The sequence below is a fragment of the Dactylosporangium sp. CS-047395 genome, from assembly GCF_050942185.1.
In the GTDB taxonomy this organism is placed as follows: Bacteria; Actinomycetota; Actinomycetes; order Mycobacteriales; family Micromonosporaceae; genus Dactylosporangium.
Window position 1 is genome coordinate 9589438 of record NZ_CP192015.1, and the last position, 22541, is coordinate 9611978.

Consider the following 22541-nt stretch of genomic DNA (forward strand, 5'->3'; position numbering starts at 1 on the left):
CGCGACGGACGAGTCGACCGGGCGGCCGCGTCGGTGCTCCGGCACCGCCGAGGAACGTCCGGGCTCCACAGGGCAGGGTGGTTGTTAACGGCAACCCGGGGCGACCCGCGGGACAGTGCCACAGAGAGCAGACCGCCAGGCTTCGGCCTGGTAAGGGTGAAACGGTGGGGTAAGAGCCCACCAGCGCCCCGGGCGACCGGGGCGGCTAGGTAAACCCCACCCGGAGCAAGGTCAAAAGGGCGCGGGGCCCACGGGCCCGGCCTGCGCAGGCGTTCGAGGGCGGCCCGCCCGAGCCTGCGGGTGGACCGCTGGAGCCTGCCGGCAACGGCAGGCCGAGATGGATGGCCGTCCCCCGCTTCCGAGCGGGGACAGAACCCGGCGTACAGGTCGACTCGTCCGTCCGACCCCGACCACGCTGTCGGTCATGGCAGCTGCCTAGCCGAATGCTCGCTCAGGCCTCGTAATGTGGCCGGCGCGCGGAAAGGGCCGCGACGGCAAGGCGTGAACCCTGCCGTCGCGGCCCTCAATAAATGTCTTACGAGTCGCCGCCGGTTTCGCCGACCGGGGCGGCGTTGACGTCGTCGATGGCGTACTTCTTGGCCGCGTCCGCGGCTGCCGAGGCCGGGACCTCGCCGCGGCGGGCCAGCTGGCGCAAGGTGGCCACCACGATGGACTCGGCGTCGACGTGGAAGTGGCGGCGCAGGGCGTGGCGGGTGTCCGACATGCCGAAGCCGTCCGTGCCCAGCGACGTGTAGTCGTTCGGGACCCAGCGGGCGATCAGGTCCGGCACCGCGCGCATGAAGTCCGAGACCGCGATGACCGGGCCGGCCGTGTCCTGCAGGCGCTGGGTGACGTACGGGACCTGCGGCTCGTCGGCCGGGTGCAGGAGGTTGTGCTCCTCCGTGCGTACGGCGTCGCGGCGCAGTTCCGTCCACGAGGTGGCCGACCAGACGTCGGCGGCCACGCCCCACTCCTCGGCCAGGAGCTTCTGCGCCTTCAGGGCCCACTGCATGCCCGTGCCCGAGGCCAGGATCTGGGCCTTGGGGCCGTCCGCAGGAGCGCCTTCCAGAGCAGAAGCGGGCAGGTACAGGTACAGGCCCCGCAGGACGCCGTCCACGTCCACGTTCGCGGGCTCGGCCGGTTGGAAGATCGGCTCGTTGTAGACCGTCAGGTAGTAGATGAGGTCTTCCGGGGTCTCGCCGTACATGCGGTTCACGGCGTTCTCGGTGATGTGCGCGATCTCGAACGCGAAGGCCGGGTCGTAGGCCACCACGGCCGGGTTGGTCGCGGCGATCAGCATCGAGTGGCCGTCCTCGTGCTGCAGGCCCTCGCCGTTGAGCGTGGTGCGGCCCGCGGTGGCGCCGAGCAGGAAGCCGCGGCTCATCTGGTCCGCGGCGGCCCAGATGCCGTCGGCCGTGCGCTGGAAGCCGAACATCGAGTAGAAGATGTACACCGGGATGATCGGCTCGCCGTGGGTGGCGTAGCTGGTCGCGGCGGCGGTGAAGGAGGCCACCGAGCCGGCCTCGTTGATGCCCTCGTGCAGGATCTGGCCGGAAGTCGCCTCGCGGTAGGACAGGAACAGCTCGCGGTCGACCGGCGTGTAGTTCTGGCCGTGCGGCGAGTAGATCTTGGCCGTCGGGAAGAGCGAGTCCATGCCGAAGGTGCGGGCCTCGTCGGGGATGACGGGGACCCAGCGCTTGCCCATGCCCTTGTCGCGCATGAGGTCCTTCAGCATGCGCACGAAGGCCATCGTGGTGGCGACCTTCTGCTTGCCCGAGCCGCGCTTGATGTCGCCGTACGTGGCGCTCTCGGGCAGCTGCAGCGGGATGTGCTTGGTCCGCCGCTCCGGCACCGAGCCGCCGAGCGCGCGCCGGCGCTCGAACATGTACTCCATCTCCTCGGACTTCTCGTCCGGGCGGTAGTACGGCACGGCGTACGGGTTGTCGCCGATCGCGCTGTCGGGGATCTCGAGGTACAGCCGGTCCCGGAAGTCCTTGACGTCCTGCAGGGTCAGCTTCTTCATCTGGTGCGTGGCGTTGCGGCCCTCGAAGTGCGAGCCCAGCGTCCAGCCCTTGATGGTCTTGGCCAGGATGACCGTCGGCTGCCCGGTGTGCTCGGTGGCCGCCTTGTAGGCCGCGTACAGCTTCCGGTAGTCGTGCCCGCCCCGCTTGAGGTTCCAGATCTCGTCGTCGGTCAGGTGCTCGACCATCTTGCGGGTGCGCGGGTCGCGGCCGAAGAAGTGCTCGCGGACGTAGGCGCCGGACTCGGCCTTGTACGTCTGGTAGTCACCGTCGGGCGTGACGTTCATGAGGTTCACCAGCGCGCCGTCGGTGTCGGCGGCCAGCAGCGGGTCCCACTCGCGGCCCCAGACGACCTTGATCACGTTCCAGCCGGCGCCGCGGAAGAAGGACTCCAGCTCCTGCATGACCTTGCCGTTGCCGCGGACCGGGCCGTCGAGGCGCTGCAGGTTGCAGTTGATCACGAAGGTGAGGTTGTCGAGCTCCTCGCGGGCCGCGACGCCGATGGCGCCGATCGACTCGGGCTCGTCCATCTCACCGTCGCCCAGGAACGCCCATACGTGCTGGTCGGACGTGTCCTTGAAGCCCCGGTTGTGCAGGTACCGGTTGAAGCGCGCCTGGTAGATCGCGTTGATGCCGCCGAGGCCCATCGAGACCGTCGGGAACTCCCAGAAGCCGGGCATCAGCCGGGGGTGCGGGTAGCTGGGCAGGCCGCCGCCGAGCCCGCGGTGCGAGAGCTCCTGGCGGAAGCCGTCGAGCTGCTGCTCGCTGAGCCGGCCCTCCATGAACGCGCGGGCGTACATGCCGGGGGACGCGTGGCCCTGGAAGAAGACCTGGTCGCCGCCGCCCGGGTGGTCCTTGCCCCGGAAGAAGTGGTTGAAGCCGACCTCGTAGAGGCTGGCGGCGCTGGCGAAGGTCGAGATGTGGCCGCCGACGCCCACGTCCGGACGCTGGGCGCGCTGCACGAGCATGGCCGCGTTCCACCGGATGTACGCCCGGATGCGCCGCTCGATGTGCTCGTTGCCGGGGAACCAGGGCTCCCGCTCCGGCGCGATGGTGTTGATGTAGTCCGTGGTGGTGAGCGGCGGGACGCCGACCTGTCGCTCGCGTGCGCGCTCCAGGAGCCGCAGCATCACGTAGCGTGCGCGCTTGGTTCCACGCTCATCGATCACGCCGTCCAGGGACTCGACCCACTCGGTGGTCTCCTCGGGGTCGATGTCGGGCAGCTGGCTCGGTAGGCCGTCGCTGATCACCGGGCGCTTGCGTTCGGTCGACACAGGCGTTCCTTCTGGGTTGCTAGCGACCGGAGTGGTGCTCGGCGGGACGCGTCGGGCGCTGCGACCGGTCTGGGTGGCCTCGGGGTGTGGCTCGATGGTTCATGGCCAGTGATGAGCCCATGTCCATCCTGCCTGCCTTCGGTGCCGTCCGTCACGCCTACGGGACGCCAACTGCGACGCTCGACACGATACCGGCCGGTAACTTCTGTGGCGTCTCCCTCTTGACGTAAGGGCGACATTGCGAGTATTCCAGGCCCGTCCGAAGGCTACGGTGCCGCCCGTGTCCGAGAACTCGTCCTGGTGGCTGCTGCTGCCGTGCGGCATCGTCACCGTCGCGGTGACGGTGGCGATCGTCACGGTCATTTTTGTTGTACGGCGGGTCACCCGCTCCGTCCCGCGCAACGTCGTCAACGGCTCCGGCGGCTACGTCGAGTCCCCCAGCCCGCTGGACCCCAACTGGACCCCGGGCCCGCCGAGCGCGTCCTACACGGATCACTCGTCGTCATCGTCCTCGTCGTCCCATGACACCTGGCAGAGCCACGGTCACACCGTCCACCACCACGACTCCGGATCGTCCTGGAGCGACTCCGGATCCTCGAGCAGCGACTCCGGAAGTTCCTCCAGCGACTCCGGAAGCAGCAGCTCGAGTGACTCCGGAAGCAGCAGTTCCGACTGACGGCTGGGAGACTGGGCCGATGCGCACCGAGGTGATCACGGTCCGGACCGGCTCCCAGCCCGTCGTGCGGGACATCACGGAGGAGGCCGCCCGGTTCGTGCAGGACCAGGGCGACGGCCTGCTGCACGTGTTCGTCCCGCACGCCACCGCCGGCGTGGCCATCATCGAGACCGGCGCCGGCAGCGACGACGACCTGCTGCGCGCCCTCGACGACGTGCTGCCGGCCGACGACCGCTGGCGGCACCGGCACGGCTCCCCCGGCCACGGGCGGGACCACGTGATGCCGGCGTTCGTCGCGCCGTACGCCACCCTGCCGGTCGTCGGCGGGCGGATCGCCCTGGGCACCTGGCAGTCCATCTGCCTGGTCGACCCGAACGGCGACAACGCCACACGCCAGGTCCGCTTCAGTTTCGTCCGGGGATGACAGGATGAGCCCGTGATCGAGCGCCGTGTCGCCGTCGTGTTCCTCGTCGACCCCGAGGGACGCGTCCTCATGCAGCACCGCGACGCGCACGCCAAGGTGTCGCCGAACCAGTGGGCCATGCCCGGCGGCAAGATCGAGCCCGGCGAGTCGCCCGAGGAGGCCGCCCGCCGCGAGGTCATGGAGGAGACGGGCCTGGATGCCGGGGCGATCCGGCCGTACACGGTGCGCTCCCGGCCCTCGGTGACCACCGCCGACGGCGAGGTCGAGATGCACGTGTTCTGCGGCCCGACCGACGCCGGGCAGGATGACGTGGTGCTGGGCGAGGGGCAGGCGATGGTGTTCCTCACACCGGAGGAGGCGCTCGCCCGCGACCTGGGGGTGACCGCGGCGCTGCTGCTGCCCGGATTCCTGGCCTCACCCGAGTACCGGGCGCTGGCCGACCGGTAGCCGCCGGGTCGGTCATTTGGCCGGATTCGGCCGGTACACCTGCCCTGGGTGGCATCAGATGACCGTTTTCGGCCATGCTGTCGAGCGTGACCACCCCTCAGGATCTCGACGAGCGGTTCCGTGCCGAGCTCGCCGGGCTCGTGGCCGCGGGTTCCGCGCGCGAAGCCGACGAGCCCGTCCGCGAGGACACCGCGCTGACCGGGGAGCAGGCCCGCGCGCTCTATGACGCCCAGTCGACGAGCCGCCACCTGGACCTGGCCGCGCGGTGGCTGCGCAGCTTCGACGCGGGGTACTACACGATCGGGTCCTCCGGCCACGAGGGGAACGCCGCCGTGGCCGCGGCGCTGCGCCCGACCGACCCGGCGCTGCTGCACTACCGCTCGGGCGGCTTCTACTGCATGCGCGCGTCCCAGGTGGCCGGCAGCGACCCGATCCGCGACGTGCTGCGCGGAGTCGTCGCCTCGTCGCGGGAGCCGATCGCCGGCGGCCGGCACAAGATCTTCGGCCACGCCGATCTGCATGTGGTACCGACCACCTCGACCATCGCCTCGCACCTGCCGCGGGCCGTCGGGATCGCCTACGCGCTCGGCCGGGGCAAGCGGCTCAGCCCACCCGGCGGCGGGCACGGCTGGCCGGCGGACGCGATCGTGGTCTCGTCGTTCGGCGACGCCTCGATCAATCACGCGGCCGCGACCGCCGCGTTCAACACGGCCGGCTGGTGCGACCACATCGGGCTGAAGCTGCCGCTGCTGTTCGTCTGCGAGGACAACGGGCTGGGCATCAGCGTGCGCTCGCCCGAGGGCTGGGTCACCGCCGCCCTCAGCAGCCGCCCGGGGCTGCGCTACTACTCGGCCGACGGCTGCGACTCGGCCGAGACCTACGACCGCGCGGCGGAGGCGGCGGCCTGGGTGCGCCGGTACCGCCGCCCGGCCGTGCTGCACCTGACCACCGTGCGGCTCATGGGGCACGCCGGGGCCGACGCCGAGATGGCGTACCGCTCCCCCGTCGAGATCGCCGCCGACCTGGCCCGCGACCCGCTCGTGCGCACCGCCCGGATGCTGGTCGAGGCGGGTGTGGCGGCCCCGGCCGAGCTGATGACCCGCTACGACGAGATCGGCTGGGAGGTGCGCCGGGTCGCCGAGGAGGTGCTCGGCGAGCCCAAGCTCGGCGGCGCCTCGGAGATCACCGCCCCGCTGGCCCCGCGCCGGCCGGTGCGGGTGTCCCGGGCCGTGGCCGACGCGGCCGCCCACCTCGGCGCCGACGAGCTGCCGGAGGAGCCGCACGAGGACGCGGGCCGCGAGCTCGACGACGACCTGGAGTTCGCCGCCGACCCGGCCGAGCCCGGGTCCCCGGCCGCGGACGAGGACTGGCCGGAGCCCGAGCCCACCCCGCCGCCCGCCGCCGAGGTCCGGCCGGTCTCCGGCACGCCGCGCAACAACGGCAACGGCACCGGCCACCCGGCCAGCCGCCTGGCCGCGTTCGGCGGGAAGCTGCCGGAGAAGGGCGGGCCGCTCACCCTCGCCCAGACCATCAACGCGGCGCTGACCGACGCCATGCTCGCGTACCCCCAGATGATCGTGTTCGGCGAGGACGTGGCGGCCAAGGGCGGTGTCTACGGGGTCTCCAAGGGCCTGCGGGACCGTTTCGGGGCGACCCGGGTGTTCGACACCCTCCTGGACGAGACGAGCATCCTGGGCCTCGGCCTGGGCGCCGGGGTGGCCGGGATGCTGCCGGTCCCCGAGATCCAGTACCTCGCCTACCTGCACAACGCCGAGGACCAGCTGCGCGGCGAGGCGGCCACCATGCAGTTCTTCTCGCAGGGGGCGTTCCACAACCCGATGGTGGTGCGGGTCGCCGGCCTCGGCTACCAGCAGGGCTTCGGCGGGCACTTCCACAACGACAACGCGCTGGCCGTCCTGCGCGACATCCCGGGGCTGGTGGTCGCCGCCCCGGCCCGCGCCGAGGACGCCGCGCCCATGCTGCGCACCTGCCTCGCCAGCGCCGTCGTGGACGGCAGCGTGTGCGTGTTTCTGGAGCCCATCGCGCTGTACCACACACGTGACCTGCACACCGAGAACGACAACTGGTGGGTGGCGGACTACGCGCCGCCCAGCGAATGGCCCGCCATCCACGTGCCGATCGGGCGGGCCCGGGCGTACAGCAACGGCCCCAACGACGACCTGACGATCATCACCTTCGGCAACGGGGTGCGGCTGTCCCTGCGCGCGGCCGCCCGGCTCAGCGCCGAGGGCATCGCCTGCCGGGTGGTCGACCTGCGCTGGCTGTCCCCGCTGCCGGTGGGCGACATCATCAAGAACGCCTCCGACACGGGCCGCGTGCTCATCGTCGACGAGACCCGCCGCTCGGGCGGGGTGGGCGAGGGCGTCATCGCGGCCCTGGTGGACGGCGGATACGTCGGGGTGGCCCGCCGGGTGGCCGCCGTGGACTCGTTCATCCCGCTGGGACCGGCCGCCAATCACGTACTGGTGTCCGAAGAGCAGATCGTTCAGGGAGCGAGATCCTTGCTCGCCCGGTAACTTGGACAGACAGTTTTTCGATCGCATCGGTGCGCCACTTGCGTTGACGGCCCGTACTGTGTGGACTACGCGCTAACAGTGGTTGTTGCGACAGGAGGCAGTGGACAGTGAACGCGACCGCGGGTCAGGCCGAGGTGAAGAGCCTGGCGGACCGGTTCGGAGTCGAACCGGGCATGGTCGTTATGGAGATGGGGTACGACGACGACGTCGACCAGGATCTCCGCGACGTCCTGATCGACCGGTGCGGGGAGCTGGTTGACGAGGAAACCGACGAGGTCGTCGACGTGGTGCTGCTGTGGTGGCGCGACGAAGACGGTGACCTCGTCGAGACGCTCATCGACGCCCTCGGCCCGCTGGCTGACAACGGCGTGGTGTGGCTGCTCACCCCGAAGGCCGGCCGCCCCGGGCACGTCGAGCCGAGCGACATCAACGAGTCGGCGCCCACCGCGGGGTTGCAGCAGACCTCGACGGTCAACGCGGGCAAGGACTGGACCGCGGCCCGGCTGGTCGCGCCCCGTGCCGCGCGCTCGCGCCGGTGAGCTCGTGAAATAGGCTTTCCCGGCCGCGTCCTCGCACGGCGCGGCCACCCTTCCGCCCGCTGAAGTCACGCCGTGGGCAGCGGCGTGGCCTTGCGCGGGCCCCGCTGCGTCAGGCCCGCCGTGCGCAGCGGAGCGGCCTTGCGCGGCCGCCCTTCCGCCCGCTGACACCATGCCCCTGGGCAGCGGCGCGGCCTTGACGCGGCCACCCGCCGTCCTGCCGCAGTGCCAAAACTCTCACGCGGGCACCCCGTCCGGCCGCCGGCGTCACACCCCGCCACGGCGGTGCCAGGCCCTTTCGCGGGCCTCAGCGGTGCCAGGACGCTCGCGCGGACCTCGGCGGTGTCAGGTGACTCCCGCGCGGGGCTCCGCCGTCGTCGGCGGTCAGGCCGTGGGCTGTGGCGTGGGCTTCTTCGTGGTCGGCGCGGCCGACGGGCTCTTGGAGTTCCAGCCCGAGCTCGACGTGGACGGCTGCGGCCGGCGCGTCTGGGTCGTGGTCGGGCCGTTGCCCGGTTGCCAGTCCTCGGGCATGAACACGCGCACCTGGGTGTACGAGGCGTCGGCGGTCTTCCCCGTCAGGGTGAACGCGCCCAGGTTCACCTTCCCGGTGTGGATCTCGTCGTCGGCGACCGGGCCGAACTGCACGCCGTTGACGTAGGCGTTGAGCTGGTTCCCCTCGATCTTGAACGCGACGAACATGTCCTGCACGCCGTTGCCCGGCTTGTACGGCCACTCCTTGATCAGGTCGTGCTCGTTCGGCGGGTCCTTGTACAGCTTGTACAGCCGGACCTTGTTGTCGTCGCAGAGCCCGAGGGTGTACCCGTGCTCGCCGGTGCGCAGCCACAGCCCCGCGCAGCCCGCGGTCAGCTTCACCTTGGTCTCGATGCTGCCGTCGGTCATCGGCACGTCCAGCGGCGGCTTCAGCGTGCAGCCGGTCAGCCCGGGCGCCTGGTCGGTGGTGACCCGCAGCCGCCCGTTGCCGGTGTCGCAGCGGCCGCCCTCCGACTCCTGCTGCGACTTCCAGAGCTGGTCGACGGCCCCGAAGCCCTGGTCACGCCACCCGTTGGGCACCCAGGAGGGCTCATCTTCCCGGTTGTACTGCGGGATCGCCCTCACCCCGTCGCCCGACGCATCCGCCGCCGGGGCGGAGGTGCCGGTGTCCCCGGCCGCCTCGTTGCCCTTGTTGTCGCGGTTCTGGAACACGACGTACCCGGCCAGGCCGAGGACCAGCACCAGGATGCCGATCAGCAGCGGGACGGCCCAGTTGCGCCCCTGGCTCGGCGGCGGCGGGGCCTCCTCGCGCGGCGGCGGGGCGTAGATGGTCGGCTGGGCGGCGGGCGAGACGTACGCCTGCGGGGGTGGCACCTGCGGGGCCGGGGTCATCGGGCGCAGCCGTTGGGTGGCCTGCGCGTCGGGGCCGGGGTGGGGCTGCTGGTGCTGCGGGACCGTGGGGTAGGCGGCGGGGTGCTGCTGCTGAAACGCGGCGGGGCTGACGGGGGCGCCGCTCACGGGGGCGGGGTGCTGGAAGGCGGCTGGGCTGACGGGGGCGCTGCTGGCCGGGTACTGGGGTTGCTGGTAGCCGGGCTGCTGGTGCTGGGGGTATTGGGGCTGCTGGAAGGCGGCCGGGCTGACCGGGGCGCTGCTCGCGGGGGTGCTGCTGACCGGGGCGCTGCTCATCGGGGAGCTGCTGACCGGGGAGCTGCTGACGGGAGCGCTGCTGACCGGGGGCTGCGGCTGGGCGAACTGGCCGGGCTGCTGGACCTGCTGCTGACCTGGTTGCGGCATCGGCTGGCCAGCTTGCTGGCCTGGCTGCTGAGCGGCCTGAGTGGCCTGCTGCGGCCACATGGGCGCCTGTTGGCCTGCCGCTGCTGCGGCACCGGGTGCGGCGGCCGCTCCGGCTGCGTTGGCCATGCCGGCGGCTGCTGCTGCGGCACCGGCGGCGGCTGTTGGGCCTGCGGCGCTTGACGCGGCGGCCGGACTGCCAGCGGCACTTGACGGGGGTTCAGACGGTACAAACGCGGCGTTTGAAGCATTTTGCGCGGGACGGGCGATGTTGACCCAGGCGCGGAGGCTGCCCTCCGCCACGACCAGCTCGGGCTGTTCGATGACGGTGGGGGCCAGGCCGAGCTCGCGCTGCAGGAGGGTGTTGACCAGGGGAACCCGGCTGGAGCCGCCCACCAGGAACAGGCCGGCGAGCTTGCTCTTGTCCATGCCGGCCCAGCGCATGACCGCGCCCGTGGTGCGTACGGTCTGCTCGAGCAGCCCGCGGGCCTTGTCCTCGAACTGCTCGCGGGTGATCGTCACGTCGGCCGCGGCGATCGGCACGTGCAGCGCGGCGCTCGGGGTGCGCGACAGCATCTCCTTGGCGATGCGCGCGTCGTCCCACAGCATGCGGCGGTGCCGGCGGTCCTCGGTGCTCTGCGGGTTGTCCAGCCGCGCCCACACTTCGGGGTTCTCGATCTGCCCGCGCGCGTGCTCCACGATCAGCGCGTCGAGGTCGAGCCCGCCCAGGTCGTCGATGCCGTCGACGGCGCGGACGTCGAAGCCCTCCCCCGACCGGCTGACCAGGCTCGCGTCGAAGGTGCCGCCGCCGAAGTCGTACACCAGCAGGCCCTGGTCGCCGGCGAGCGGCTTCTGCAGGACACCCGCGAAATAGTGCGCGGCGGCGACCGGCTCGGGCATGAGGGCCGGCTGCGGCAGCCCGGCGAGTTTCGCGCCCTCGATGAGCGCGAGCCGCCGGGAGACGCCCCACGCGGCCGGGTGGGTCAGCGTGAGCTCGGCCACCGGCCCGCCCGCGACCCGCACCGCCTCCTGGTTGACGTGCCCGAGCACCGCCCCGATGAGCGAGGGCACGCTCAGCTCGCGGTCGCCCAGCAGCACGGTCCCGTCGTCGATGCGCCGCTTCGGGCTACCCTCGAACCGCGCCGGGTCGACCCGCGCGGCGTGCACCGCGTCCCGCCCGACGAGCAGGGCCCCGTCGGTCTGCGCGTACACCGCCGACGGCAGCAACGGCGACCCGTCGAACAGCAACGGGCGCACCCTCCCGTCCGGCCACGCGAGAAGCGCGACGGTGTGGGAGGTCCCGAAATCGATGCCGAGCCGCGGCCCTGCTGCCATGCGGGTGAGTGTAGGTGCCCGGTACGACAACTGGCATATTCGAGGCATGACAGTGGATGTCGGAGATCCGGCACCGGACTTCGTCCTGCGTGACCAGAACAACCAGGAGGTCGAACTGACCTCGTACCGCTCGCACAAGGCGGTGCTGCTGGTGTTCTACCCGCTCGCCTTCACCGGCACCTGCCAGGGCGAACTCGCGGCCCTGCAGCGGCACCTGGCCGACTTCCAGAACGACCGCGTGCAGGCGCTGACCGTGTCGGTCGACTCCTCGTACGCCCACAAGGTCTGGGCCGACCGCGAGGGCTTCACCTTCCCGCTGCTCGCCGACTTCTGGCCGCACGGCGCCGTGGCCGCCTCCTACGGGGTGCTGAACGAGGCCAAGGGGTACGCCGACCGGGGTACCTTCCTCATCGACCCGGACGGCGTGGTCGCCTTCACGGAACGCGTTTCGGCAGGTCGGTCCCGCGACCCGGAGGTCTGGCGATCGGCCGTCGCCGCGTTGTGAAGTTGTTCGGTACCATGCTGGGTACCCGGGAGATTCACGGGCGCGTAGCTCAGTGGGAGAGCACTCGCCTTACAAGCGAGGGGTCGTTGGTTCGAAACCAACCGTGCCCACGGTGACAGCAGGGGCTCGTATGAGCCCCTGCTGCGTTTCGTCAGGCCGCCGGCATCTTGCCGAGGATGGCCTTCATCTCGTCGACGGCCTTCGGCTTGAGCTGGTCCTTGGGCACGAAGGCGGTGCCGAAGGTCACCAGGCTGATCGAGAGGTACAGATTGCTGTCGACCAGGCGGATCGTGTAGTCGCTGGTCTTCGAGCCGATGTCCCAGTCCCGGTTCGTACCGTAGGCCCGCTCGCCCATGCCGCTCAGCTCGCCGTCGAAGTAGCGCTGCTTGTCCAGGTCGTACCCGGAGTCGAAGTACGACTTGGCCTCCTTGGCCGTGGAGTACACCTGCGTCTTGATGTTGAAGGTGACCTTCACCCCGGCCGAGGTGCGCAGGTCGAAGTCGCAGTCGGCGCGGGCGATGCCACCCGTGTTGCGCACGTTCGGCGTGGACTTCTCCTTCTTGAAGGAGTACTGCCCGAGCGCACTCAGGTCCATCCCGCACACGTCACCGGGCGCCTTGTACTTGGCCGGCCCGGCGGCGGGCGCGCTCGTCTTGGACGGCGTCTTGAGCCCGCCGGTGGTGGGAGCGGCACCGCCGGTGGTCGCCGGGGCGGCCAGCGGGGTGGTCGGCTCGTCGTCCTTGCCGCCGAACACCTTGGTGATGACCAGCACACCACCGATCACGGCGAGCACGAGAATGCCGGCGATGACGCCGATGGGCACCCAGGGCATCGAACTGCGCGGCGGCGCGTACGGCTGCATCGGTGGCTGCACCGGTGGCTGCATCGGCGGCGGCTGCTGCCAGCCCTGCGTGGGCGGCTGCACCGGGGGCGGCTGCTGCCAGCCCTGCGTGGGCGGGGCCTGTTGCCAGCCCTGCGTGGGCGGGTACTGTGGCTGCGCCTGCGGCGGATAGCCGGGGGCCGCCGGCTGCGCCGGAAAAGCGCCGGTCGGTGGCGGCCCGGGCGGCGGCGGTGGGTAGCCGCCGAGATATTGATTCTGGTTGGGCTCACCGGCCGGTGGATACGTCACGGGATCTCACCATAGTCGATGGTCACGTTCCGTATCGCCCCTTCAGAGCCCCGCCGACTGCACCGGCCCGGGCGGCGTGATGATCGCGACGCGGTCGGCGGGGTGGTAGGTCTCGAATTCGTCGGTGTGGATCACGATGAGTGGGACGCCTTCGAGCATGTCGTGGCGGTGGCGTTCGTCGTAGGTGGGCATGCGCACGGTGATCCGGGCGGCCGGTGGTGCCTGGAGTTCTTCGACCGCGATGGCCTTCCGAACCGAGGATCGCCGGCCGCGGGTGGTGACGATGATGCCTTCGGTGCGCAGCACGCCCATCGCGTCGCGGACCACGTCCCGGCTGACGCCGTATTCGCTGGAGAGGGTGTTTTCGCTCGGCAGGTCGGAGCCGGGTGGGAGGTCGCCGGTGCGGATCCGGTCCAGGAGGTGGTGGGCCAGTTGGCGGTAGAGCGAGACCGGGGAGCGGCGATCGAGCATGGCCGCGACGGTATCACCTATAAGGCCATGTGGCCACATAGCGAACGAGGCGGGGGCCGGTGTGGCAGGATCGCCGCTGCCATCGTCGGTGGGAGGAACTTCGTGGGTGCGTCCGGCTGGGACTATGTTGTGCCGTTCGACGAGGATGTGGCTGGTGCGCTGCGGAGACTTCGGGCTGAGGTGTTCGCCTCCGGGGACTACTACTGGCTGTACGAGGGTGAGCGGCCGCGGCCCGGTACCGAGCGGGAGCTTTGGGCCGACGAGGAGATCCGGCACTGCATGACGCACTCCGTGCTGGATGTGTTCGAGGTCGGGACCGGCGGCGGGCAGCGGGCGTTCGGGCGGACCTTCGCCGTCAGTGACGAGGAGGCGGTGCGGGAGTTCGGGACCGCGCGGCCCACGCTGGAGAGCGTCGCGGACCGGGAGCGGCTGCTGCCGCTGCTGTCGGAGCGGGGTGGCGGGCGGCATCTCGTGCTGTACGCCGACGGTGAGCCCAGTCAGTTGTTGTTCTTCGGGGCCACCGGTGATTGAGCGCGTAGCGGAAAGTTTCCCGGTGGAATTCGGCTGATCGCGGGCATACGGGCCGGCGTTCGGGGAACTGGGCCAGGGGCGGACTTATATTCAGCGGCATGAATCGCTTTCTGGTGGCGGTCGCCGCCGCTGTGGTCGGGGTTGCGGGGTTTGCCGGGCCGGGACCGGCCGGCGCCGCTGTGCCGGGTGCGGCGACCGCGACGTTCGTGAAGCAGAGCGCATGGTCGAACGGGTACACCGGGCAGTACACGATCGACAACGGGACTTCGGCGCCGCTCACCTGGCGGGTCGAGTTCGATCTGCCGGCTGGAACGACGGTCGCCAATTCGTGGGGGGCGCAGCTGACCCGCACCGGCGATCATTACGTGGCCGTCGGGGCGGCCTGGAATGCGACGGTCGCGGCGGGGGGCAATGCGAACTTCGGCTGGGTCGCGCAGGGTACCGGCGGGCCGTTGAACTGCTCGTTGAACGGTGCCTCCTGCACCGGAGCCCGCGCCGACATCCGGCCGCCGTCCACGCCGGGGAATCTGCGGGCGGTCGTCGGGACCACCACGTTCACGCTGCGCTGGGACGCATCGAGCGACGACACTGCCGTGGCCGGCTACGAGGTCTACAGCGGGGCCAGTCTCGTGGCGACCGTGACCGGTACCGAATACACCATGGGCATGCCGCCGCCGATGATCATCACGTACCGGGTGCGGGCGCTCGACGCGGCCGGGAATGCCTCGCCGTTCGCGGTCATCACGCCGGGTGGGCCGGCGGACACGGTGGCGCCGACCGCGCCGGCGAACGTGTACCCGGGCATGACGGTGATCCGGTGGACGGCCGCGACCGACAACGTCGCCGTGGCCGGGTACGAGGTGTCGGTCAACGGCGAGCGGTACGGGGCGACGAGTGCGCTGAGTTTGACGGTACCGACGCTGGGGTTCGGGGTTTTCACCTTCACGGTCGTCGCGTTCGACGGGGCCGGCAACCGCTCCGCCCCGCGCAGCATCATGGTGGCCGTCGATCCGGGGCCGAACTCGGACACGCGGCCGCCGACCGTCCCCGGTGACCTGCGGGTGAGCGTCACCGACAGCACGGTGACGTGGACCTGGAGCGCGTCGAGCGACAACGTCGGAGTCGCCGGCTACCAGGTCTTCCACGGCAACGACTGGGCCGGCGACGTCACCGGGACCAGTTGGGGCGAGCCGCGGACGAGCGGGAACACGGCGTACAACTTCAGGGTCCGGGCCTTTGACAGCACCGGCAACAAATCGGGCTTCGCGGCGCTGACTTCCTGAACCCGGTGCGCGATCATTGGCGCCGTGGAGAGGTGGATGCCGTTCCGGCGGTCGCGCCAGGACAAGGTCGTGGACCTCGTCCGGCGCGTCGCCGACGCCGGTGATCCGGGCGCGCACGGGCAGGGTGTCGAGGTGGTGGTCGAGGCGCCGCGCACCAAGTGGTGGCGGGCCCTGTTCAACCGCGACGACACCCTGGCCCAGGCCCGGATCGTGGTCACCCGCGAGGGCGGCGAGGTGCGGTACCCGTTCGACATCCAGCTCGTCACGGCGTACGGCGCCAACGCCGCCCATCGCCTCGGCACCCGCCCCGGCTGGGCGGTGAGCAACTCGGCCGGGATGGCGTTCGTCATCCAGAAGGGCACCCACCGCACCGGCTTCGACTTCGAGGAGCTCACCGCCGGCGCGGTGGCGGCCCTGGCCAAGCTGCGCCGCAAGCCTCAGGAGCGCGGCTGGCGGGCCCGGATCGACCGGGACATCACACGTCGTTGACGGCGGCGATCTCGTCGGCCGTGAGCGAGAAGTCCAGGACCGCGAGGTTCTGGGCCATCCGCTCCGGGTGGGTGGACTTCGGGATGATGACGACGTCGTGGTGCAGCTGCCAGCGCAGCACCACCTGCGGCACGGTCACCCCGTGCGCCTCGGCGATCCGCACCAGGCGCGGGTCGTCCAGCGGCGTGTTCTTCAGAGCGCTGTAGCCCTCGACCACGACCCGGCGGTCGCGCATGTCGTCGAGGAACCGCGGGTCGTGCTGGGCCGGGCTCCAGGGGACCTGGTTGACCACCGGCGTCTCGCCCGTCTCCTTGATGAGCTCGTCGATCAGGGCGGTGTCGTAGTTGCTGACCCCGGCCGAGCGGATCCGCCCGGCGTCGCGCTGCTCCAGGAACGACACCCAGGTCGGCAGCGACTTGCCGCGGGCCGGCGGCCAGTGGATGAGCCACAGGTCGACGAAGTCCACCCCGAGCGCCTTGAGGCTCGCGTCGAGGGTCTGGCGCTCCTTGCCCGCCTGCGACGGCGGGAGCTTGGTGGTGATGAAGACCTCGGAGCGGTCGAGGCCGCTGTCGCGCAGGGCCCGGCCGATCTCCTCCTCGTTGCCGTACATGGTGGCCGTGTCGATGTGGCGGTATCCGGCGTCGAGGGCCGCCCGGGCCGATTCGTACGCCGACCGGCCCGTGATCTGCCATGTGCCGAAGCCGATGGTCGGCAGGTTCACGCCCGGCGCCAGCTCCACGGCTGGAATCTCGTGTGCCATGAGCCAATCTTGCCTCGAAGCGATAGCGTGCGCCGTATGCCGGATCTACCGCAGTTTCCGCCGGGCTTCCGCTTCGGCGTGTCGACCGCCGCGTACCAGATCGAGGGCGCCGTCGGCGAGGACGGTCGGGGACCGTCCATCTGGGACACCTTCGCCCACACGCCGGGGCGCGTCCGGGACGGCCACACCGGCGACGTGGCCTGCGACCACTACCACCGCTGGGCCGAGGACCTCGACCTGATCAAAGGCCTGGGCGCCGGCGCGTACCGCTTCTCGGTCGCCTGGCCGCGCATCCAGCCCACCGGCAGCGGCCCCGCCAACCCGGCCGGCCTGGACTTCTACGAGCGCCTGGTCGACGGGCTGCTCGAGCGGGACATCGACCCGCTGGTCACCCTCTTCCACTGGGACCTGCCGCAGGAGCTGCAGGACCAGGGCGGCTGGGCCAACCGGGACACGGCGATGCGCTTCGGGGAGTACGCGGAGCTGCTGGGCGAGCGCCTGGGCGACCGGGTGAAGCTGTGGATCACGCTGAACGAGCCGTACATCCACTTCGCCCTCGGACATGTCCAGGGTGTCCACGCGCCCGGCCTGCAGATGATGACCGACCAGCTTCCCGTGGTACACCATCTGCTCCTGGCTCATGGTCTTGCTGTTTCGGCGCTGCGGCGGACCTCGAGCGCGCCGGTCACGCTCGCGAACAACCACTCGCCGGTCTGGCCCAAGAGCGATTCGGACGCCGACCAGCTCGCCGCGGCCGTCTACGACCTGGTGCAGAACCACCTGTTCACCGACCCGATCCTGCTCGGCCAGTACCCGCCCGGCTACGAGTTCCTGACCACCGCCGACGTCGACTCGATCATCATGGAGGGCGACCTCGAGGTGATCTCCCAGCCGATCCAGGCGATGGGCGTGAACTACTACAACCCGTCGCTGATCGCCGCCCCGCCGGAGGGCGACCCGCTGCCCTTCGTGCGGCTGGACATCGAGGGGTACCCGAAGACCGCCTTCGACTGGCCGGTCGTCCCCGACGGCCTGCGCGAGCTGCTCGTCGGCATGCAGGAGCGCTACGGCGACCGCCTCCCGCCGGTCTGGATCACCGAGAGCGGCTGCTCCTGGCCCGATCAGGACGACCAGTTCCGCATCGACTACATCGCCGGCGACCTGCGCGCGCTGCGGGCGGCGATGGACGCCGGGGTCGAGGTCCACGGTTACTGCACGTGGTCGCTCCTGGACAACTTCGAGTGGGCGGAGGGCTACCACCAGCGCTTCGGCCTGGTCCACGTCGACTTCGACACGCAGGTCAGGACCCCGCGCCGCTCCTACGACTGGTACCGGGAGGTTTGCACCGCAGCTGCACCCCGGCCGGACTTGCAGCGCGACCCGACCGGATGACACGGTGGGAGCGGCGGAATCCGTAGCGTTGCGCAGGTCAGTCGTGTGCAGCCGATTTGGAGTACCCGCCGTGGTCGAGCAATACGCCGGAGCCCTGCTCTACCTGGTCCCCGTCCTCGTGGCGGCGGTCGTCGCGTTCATCGTGACGCGGCCGGAGAAGGACGAGGAGCCGTCGCCGGTCGTGGACTCCCTTCCGCCGCGCCCCATTTCTTCGGTCTCGCGGCCGCGGATTCCGGGGCAGCGGACGTACCAGCCGCTGAACCGGCGGGCGAACCCGTCCACGGTGGCGCCGTCGCCGTCGCCGACGCTGCTGCATGCGGCGTTGTCGTCGCATCTGGCGGCGGTGGCTTCGGCTTCGTCCTCGGCGCCTTCGTCGTCGTCCATTCCGGCGGTGCGGCCGGCTCGGCTGGTGTCGATCCGGCGGCCGGCCCGGATTCCGCGGCGGGCGATTCATCGGTGCCCGCACAAGCCGTGAATCGGACCTGCTTTGCCGCCGCGAGCCTGGCTCGCGGCGGCTTTTTTGCTTCCGGCGTCTCGACTCATACAGGTAGCGGTGGCTTGGGGCCGCATGGCCGTATGGGTGATAGCGTCGCGGCTATGTTGGATCGACGTTCTGGGATGTCGTTGTACCGGCAACTCGCCTACCACCTGCTGGAGCGGGTGCGCGTCGGGGAACTCGTGGCCGGCTCCTACCTGCCGAGCGAAGCGGCGCTGTCCGGCGAATACGGCGTCAGCCGCGACGTGGTCCGCGACGCGATGGGCGTGCTGCGCACCGAAGGCATCATCGTCACCACCCGCGGCCGGCGGTCCTCGGTTCGGAAGGCCATCGCGGTCGAAGAACTCCAGGCACCACCGGCCGCCCGGATCACCGTGCGCATGCCCACCTACGACGAACGCCACCGCCACGACATGCTCGAAGGGGTGCCGCTCATCGTGATCCACACCGACGAATTCGAGTCCTACCACCCCGCCGAACGCGTCGCGATCATCACCCCACCCGCCGACGAGCGCGGCTGATCAGGGCGTCTCAGAGGAAGTCGGCGACCGGGCCGAAGGTGAGGACTCCGCTGCCCGCCGCGTGCTCGTGAGCGGCCGGGCTCAGCTCCGCCGCCAGTGCCCGGTGGGCGCCGGTGTCGTCCAGTTCGATCGCCGCCTGGGCCGCCACGCACAGCCGCGCCTCCCACAGCAGGTCGCGCGGGGACGGCGGCAGCGATCGCAGGGCCGCTCGCGCCTCGTCCGGGCGGCCGGCGCGCGTGAGCAGCAGAGGGCGCGCCCACGGCTCGTACGGGCCCAGGTCGTCATTCGGGCCCAAACGGTCGAGCGACAGCAGCGCCAGGCCCAGCAGACCCGCGCGCATGCCCGGCATCTGGGCCGTTGCGAGATGGGCGTCGGCGCGGCGGTACGATGGTTCGCTCGCGGTGCGCATCGCCGCATACCACTCGGTGAAGACCGGGACCACGGGCAGCGAGTACGTCTCCGACAACGCGTCCGCGGCGGCCGCATGCGCGTCGGCGGCGGCCGGGTCGTTCAGCGCGCACGACGACTGCAACGCGATCAGATGGGCCAGGACCTCGAACGTCACCAGGCCGTGCGTACGCGACAGGTCCAGCAGTTCCTCGGCGACCGACAGGCGTTCCGCGGCCCGGCCCGGTGTCGGGAAGCAGTGCAGGAAACGGGCGTTCAAGGCCAGAGCGCGTAACTGCGCATTCGCGCCCGACAATGCGTAGGCCTCGTCCGCGCCGCGGGGGTCGCCGCGGCCGCGCAGTTCCATGGCTTCGGCGATCAGCAAGCGGGCCCGCGCCTCGCCCGTGGTGCCGGGCAACGCGATTCGGGCCGCCGTCACGATCTCGGCCGACAGGTGGTCATCGTCGTTGCGAGGCCAGATCGCCGGTACCGCAAACTCAGCCGTCGATCCCTTCGCCAGCGCCTCGGCCCGCAGGTGGCGCGACTCGTCCAGGTGGCCGATCACGGCGAGGGCGCGGCTCAGGCCCAGCAGCGAGTCGACCGTGCCGCCGTCGTGGGTGACCGCCTGGCGCCACAGCCGAGCGGCCTCATGAGGGTTGTTGCGGTGCTCGGCCGACCGGGCGGCCTCCGCCGAGTAGCGCGCCGCCCGCTCGGACGTCGCCCGGGTGCCGGCGGCGGCGAAGTGGTACGCCAAGGTCGCGGCGTCGTTTGGGGTCAAACGGTGGGCGACCTCGCCGGCTTGGGTGTGCCAGGATTGACGGCGAGGGGTGGCCAGGTCGCCGTAGATGGTGTCGCGGACCAGAATGTGGGCGAACCTGGTGCCGTCGGTCAGAAAGCCGGCGCGGGTCGCGGCCTCCAGGGCGTCCACGACGTCGGTCCGGGCCAGCGCGGCGAGCAACTCGGGGTCGATGTCACGGCCCAGGACGGAGGCTTGGCGCAGAACTTGACGAGTAGGCTCCGGCAGCTGCGCCAAACGGTGCCGGATCACGTCGCGGACACCCGGCGGCACGGTGCGCAGCGCGGCCGGACCCTCCGCGGCGACCAGACGGGCCAGTTCACGCACGAAGAAGGGATTGCCGGCCGTTCTTTCCTGCAGCAGGTGTACCTCCCGTGCCCCCAACCCCCGCCCGACAACCTCCCGCACCAGGGCCGCCGTGGCCGGTTCAGCCAGCCCCGCCAGCCGGATGCGCAACGGCTCCGCACGGGCCAGCCGGGCCAGAAACGCGGTGAACGCGTCACTCGGATCGCTGTCGCGCGCGGTCGCCAGCAGCCGCACCCCGTCGGGCAGGGTCGCGAGCACATCCCACACGTCCCGATCGGCGCGGTGAACATCCTCGGCAACCAGCAGGACCGGCGCTGAAGCCGCCAACTCGGTCCCGGCGGTCCGCAGATCGGTCCAGGGCCAGGTACCAGGGGCACCCTCGTACTCGCCCGCCCTCCCCCACCGCACCGTCCACCCGCGCCCCTCCTGCTCGCGCGCGAACGCCTCCACCAGCGCACTCTTCCCCGCCCCGGCCTCACCTTCAACGAGCGCGACCGCCGCCGTGCTGTCCCGGAGCCGCTGCAGCTCAGCATCGCGCCCGAACAGCTCCCGGTCCGCCGACCCCGCGCGTAAGGCAGGGCCGCCCCGAAGCCGCCCACGCTCGCCATCCACCGAGCCGGCCTGAAGCTCGCCGGACCCGACCGCCGCCGCGCCGCGCCCAAGCCGCCCAAGTTCGCCATCCACTACGTCGGCCTGGAGCTCGTCGTCGCGCCCGGACTGTGCAGGCGGGACCGGCTCGGCGACCGACTGCGTCAGGATGTCCGTCTCCAACGCACGCAGCGCCGGCCCCGGGTCGACGCCGAGCGACCCCACCAGCACCGCACGAGCCTCGCGCAGCGCGGACAGGGCATCACCCTGGCGGCCCGAGCGGTACAACGACAACGCCAGCAACCGCCAGGACTCCTCGCGCCACGGGTGCGCCGCCACCAGCGCGCGCAGGTCGGGCGCGGCCTCCCCCGGACGGCCGGCGGTGACCAGGGCCGCCGCCCGGCGCTCGCGGGCCAGCTGGTGCAGGTCGTCCAGGCGGTCGATCTCGGCGCGGGCCCAGCCTTCGGCGGGCCACTCCGCGTACGCGGGGCCGCGCCACAGGGACAGGGCCTCGTCCAGGGCGGTGAGCGAGCCGTCCGCGACCAGCTGTTCGAAGCGCCACGCGTCCACCGACGAGGCTCGCAGCGCGTAGCCCGGCGGGGCGGTGATCAGCACGCGCGGGGGCGTGCGCGGCTTGCGGTCCGGCTCCAGGGCACGGCGCAGATCGGCCACGAACGTGCGGAGCGCGCCCAGGGCCCCGGACGGCGGCGCGCCCGACCACACGTCGTCGACGAGGACGTCGACCGGGACGACGCGCCCGCGGGCGATCAGCAGGCGGGCGAGGATCGTGCGGTGGCGGGGGCCTTTGAGCGGTACGACATCCGGATCCCAGGCTTCCAGAGGACCCAGCACGCCGAATGAGAGCACGAGTCGATTATTCGCCGCTGATCCGCTGCTGATCGGGGAGGTGCACGGTGGGCGGCATGAGTTTTTCGTACCGTCGAGTCGAAGTCGCGCCCGCCGTCTCCCTCAACGTTGCCATGTGCGGCAGTGGCAGCCCGATCGTGTTGTTGCACGGATTTCCGCAGACGCACCTGATGTGGCGGCATGTGGCGCCCCGGCTGGCGGCGGCCGGGCACACGGTCATCTGCCCGGATCTGCGCGGGTACGGGGACAGCGACAAGCCGGACGGTACAAGCGAATATGCCAAGCGAGTGATGGCCGCCGATGTCATTGCGCTCGCGGAGGCGCTGGGATTCGAGCGGTTCGCGCTTGCCGGGCACGATCGCGGGGCGCTGGTGGCGATCCGGGCCGGGCTCGACCATCCGGATCGGATCACCCATCTCGCGTCGCTGGACGTGCTGCCGACGCTGGATTCGTGGGAGGTGCTGCGGGGTCTGGGCGGGGTCGTCGGCTTCCACCTGTTCCTGATGGCCGCCCCGGCCCCGCTGCCCGAACTGCTCATCGCCGGCGCGCCGGACGCGTTCTTCGGCCACTTCCTCGACGCCTGGGGCAACGGTTCACTTCCCGCCGAGATCCGCCAGGTGTACCTCACTGCCTCCCGCCACGCGATTCCGTCCATTGTGGCCGATTACCGCGCGACCGCCACGATCGACGTCGAGCACGACTCGGCCGACCGGGCCGCGGGCCGCCGGCTGGCGATGCCGGTGACGGTGCTGCAACAGGACTGGGGCGCGGCGCTGGGCTTCGACGCCGCCGAGCGCTGGCGGGCGTGGGCGGCGGACCTGGCCCACCACACCGTTTCAGCCGGGCACTTCATGGCGGAAGAGGAGCCCGACCAGGTGGTACTGCACCTGCTCGAGCTCCTCGCCCGCAATCCCGCCTCCCCCGATGCCGCCGCGCCGAACCAGCACGTCAGCTGAAGCGGGCGCCTTCACCGGACCGCCGCGGCGCC

19 protein-coding genes, 1 tRNA gene and 1 other RNA gene are annotated in these 22541 nt (G+C 71.3%); 15 read left to right on the top strand and 6 right to left on the bottom strand.

All coding sequences use genetic code 11. From position 1 onward, the window contains the following. Positions 1 to 9: 9 nt before the first annotated feature. Positions 10 to 399: RNase P RNA component class A (gene rnpB, locus ACQP00_RS44840), an RNA gene on the top strand. A 136-nt stretch (positions 400 to 535) separates the two neighbouring features. Here rnpB and aceE read toward each other — a convergent pair. Next, positions 536 to 3295: a pyruvate dehydrogenase (acetyl-transferring), homodimeric type gene (gene aceE / locus ACQP00_RS44845; RefSeq protein WP_433209271.1), complete on the bottom strand. Its 2760-nt coding sequence runs from the start codon at positions 3293 to 3295 to the stop codon at positions 536 to 538. A 280-nt stretch (positions 3296 to 3575) separates the two neighbouring features. On the opposite strand from aceE, the gene ACQP00_RS44850 reads away from it, so the two are divergent. The 5 genes from ACQP00_RS44850 to ACQP00_RS44870 all read left to right on the top strand — a co-directional run bounded on the left by ACQP00_RS44850 (position 3576) and on the right by ACQP00_RS44870 (position 7918). Further along, positions 3576 to 3971, top strand: coding sequence for a hypothetical protein (locus tag ACQP00_RS44850; protein WP_433209274.1), 396 nt, complete (start codon positions 3576 to 3578; stop codon positions 3969 to 3971). Between the two features lie 19 nt (positions 3972 to 3990). Then, on the top strand, positions 3991 to 4395 hold the full coding sequence (locus ACQP00_RS44855) for a YjbQ family protein (protein WP_433209277.1): 405 nt from the start codon (positions 3991 to 3993) through the stop codon (positions 4393 to 4395). A gap of 12 nt (positions 4396 to 4407) precedes the next feature. Then, positions 4408 to 4842, top strand: a complete 435-nt coding sequence (locus ACQP00_RS44860) for an NUDIX hydrolase (protein ID WP_433209279.1) — start codon at positions 4408 to 4410, stop codon at positions 4840 to 4842. A 74-nt stretch (positions 4843 to 4916) separates the two neighbouring features. Next, on the top strand, positions 4917 to 7379 hold the full coding sequence (locus tag ACQP00_RS44865) for a transketolase C-terminal domain-containing protein (RefSeq protein WP_433209282.1): 2463 nt from the start codon (positions 4917 to 4919) through the stop codon (positions 7377 to 7379). A 107-nt stretch (positions 7380 to 7486) separates the two neighbouring features. Further along, positions 7487 to 7918 (top strand): DUF3052 domain-containing protein, encoded by a 432-nt coding sequence (locus ACQP00_RS44870; protein ID WP_360379081.1) that lies wholly within the window; start codon positions 7487 to 7489, stop codon positions 7916 to 7918. Between the two features lie 381 nt (positions 7919 to 8299). Here the strand turns inward: ACQP00_RS44870 and ACQP00_RS44875 are convergent, their stop codons facing one another. Continuing rightward, positions 8300 to 11032: an Hsp70 family protein gene (locus ACQP00_RS44875; RefSeq protein WP_433209285.1), complete on the bottom strand. Its 2733-nt coding sequence runs from the start codon at positions 11030 to 11032 to the stop codon at positions 8300 to 8302. 46 nt (positions 11033 to 11078) lie between these two features. Here ACQP00_RS44875 and ACQP00_RS44880 point away from each other — a divergent pair, with 46 nt between their 5' ends. Then, positions 11079 to 11537, top strand: coding sequence for a peroxiredoxin (locus ACQP00_RS44880; RefSeq protein WP_433209288.1), 459 nt, complete (start codon positions 11079 to 11081; stop codon positions 11535 to 11537). A gap of 38 nt (positions 11538 to 11575) precedes the next feature. Beyond that, positions 11576 to 11647, top strand: a tRNA-Val gene (locus ACQP00_RS44885). A 41-nt stretch (positions 11648 to 11688) separates the two neighbouring features. Here the strand turns inward: ACQP00_RS44885 and ACQP00_RS44890 are convergent. Then, positions 11689 to 12666 (bottom strand): hypothetical protein, encoded by a 978-nt coding sequence (locus ACQP00_RS44890; RefSeq protein ID WP_433209291.1) that lies wholly within the window; start codon positions 12664 to 12666, stop codon positions 11689 to 11691. A 42-nt stretch (positions 12667 to 12708) separates the two neighbouring features. Then, positions 12709 to 13137 (bottom strand): winged helix-turn-helix domain-containing protein, encoded by a 429-nt coding sequence (locus ACQP00_RS44895; protein ID WP_433209294.1) that lies wholly within the window; start codon positions 13135 to 13137, stop codon positions 12709 to 12711. Between the two features lie 102 nt (positions 13138 to 13239). Here ACQP00_RS44895 and ACQP00_RS44900 point away from each other — a divergent pair, with 102 nt between their 5' ends. From ACQP00_RS44900 to ACQP00_RS44910, 3 genes are all read left to right on the top strand, one after another. Continuing rightward, positions 13240 to 13668 carry a hypothetical protein gene (locus ACQP00_RS44900; RefSeq protein WP_433209297.1) on the top strand — a complete coding sequence of 143 codons (429 nt, stop codon included), beginning with the start codon at positions 13240 to 13242 and terminating at the stop codon, positions 13666 to 13668. A 98-nt stretch (positions 13669 to 13766) separates the two neighbouring features. Further along, positions 13767 to 14951: a cellulose binding domain-containing protein gene (locus ACQP00_RS44905; protein ID WP_433209300.1), complete on the top strand. Its 1185-nt coding sequence runs from the start codon at positions 13767 to 13769 to the stop codon at positions 14949 to 14951. A 24-nt stretch (positions 14952 to 14975) separates the two neighbouring features. After that, entirely contained in the window at positions 14976 to 15440 is a 465-nt protein-coding gene (locus ACQP00_RS44910; protein ID WP_433209303.1) for a hypothetical protein, read from the top strand. Here the strand turns inward: ACQP00_RS44910 and ACQP00_RS44915 are convergent. Further along, entirely contained in the window at positions 15427 to 16200 is a 774-nt protein-coding gene (locus ACQP00_RS44915; protein WP_433209306.1) for an aldo/keto reductase, read from the bottom strand. The genes ACQP00_RS44910 and ACQP00_RS44915 overlap by 14 nt on opposite strands. 36 nt (positions 16201 to 16236) lie before the next feature. On the opposite strand from ACQP00_RS44915, the gene ACQP00_RS44920 reads away from it, so the two are divergent. The 3 genes from ACQP00_RS44920 (at position 16237) to ACQP00_RS44930 (ending at position 18609) form a co-directional block, all read left to right on the top strand. Further along, complete coding sequence (locus ACQP00_RS44920; protein ID WP_433209309.1) at positions 16237 to 17592, top strand: GH1 family beta-glucosidase; 1356 nt, start codon at positions 16237 to 16239, stop codon at positions 17590 to 17592. A 70-nt stretch (positions 17593 to 17662) separates the two neighbouring features. Next, a complete protein-coding gene (locus ACQP00_RS44925) occupies positions 17663 to 18067 on the top strand; it encodes a hypothetical protein (protein WP_433209312.1) in 405 nt (134 codons plus the stop codon). Between the two features lie 122 nt (positions 18068 to 18189). Then, positions 18190 to 18609, top strand: a complete 420-nt coding sequence (locus ACQP00_RS44930) for a winged helix-turn-helix domain-containing protein (RefSeq protein ID WP_433209316.1) — start codon at positions 18190 to 18192, stop codon at positions 18607 to 18609. A 10-nt stretch (positions 18610 to 18619) separates the two neighbouring features. Here the strand turns inward: ACQP00_RS44930 and ACQP00_RS44935 are convergent, their stop codons facing one another. After that, a complete protein-coding gene (locus ACQP00_RS44935) occupies positions 18620 to 21553 on the bottom strand; it encodes a BTAD domain-containing putative transcriptional regulator (RefSeq protein WP_433209319.1) in 2934 nt (977 codons plus the stop codon). 56 nt (positions 21554 to 21609) lie between these two features. Here ACQP00_RS44935 and ACQP00_RS44940 point away from each other — a divergent pair, with 56 nt between their 5' ends. Further along, positions 21610 to 22509 (top strand): alpha/beta fold hydrolase, encoded by a 900-nt coding sequence (locus ACQP00_RS44940; protein WP_433209322.1) that lies wholly within the window; start codon positions 21610 to 21612, stop codon positions 22507 to 22509. Positions 22510 to 22541: the final 32 nt, after the last annotated feature.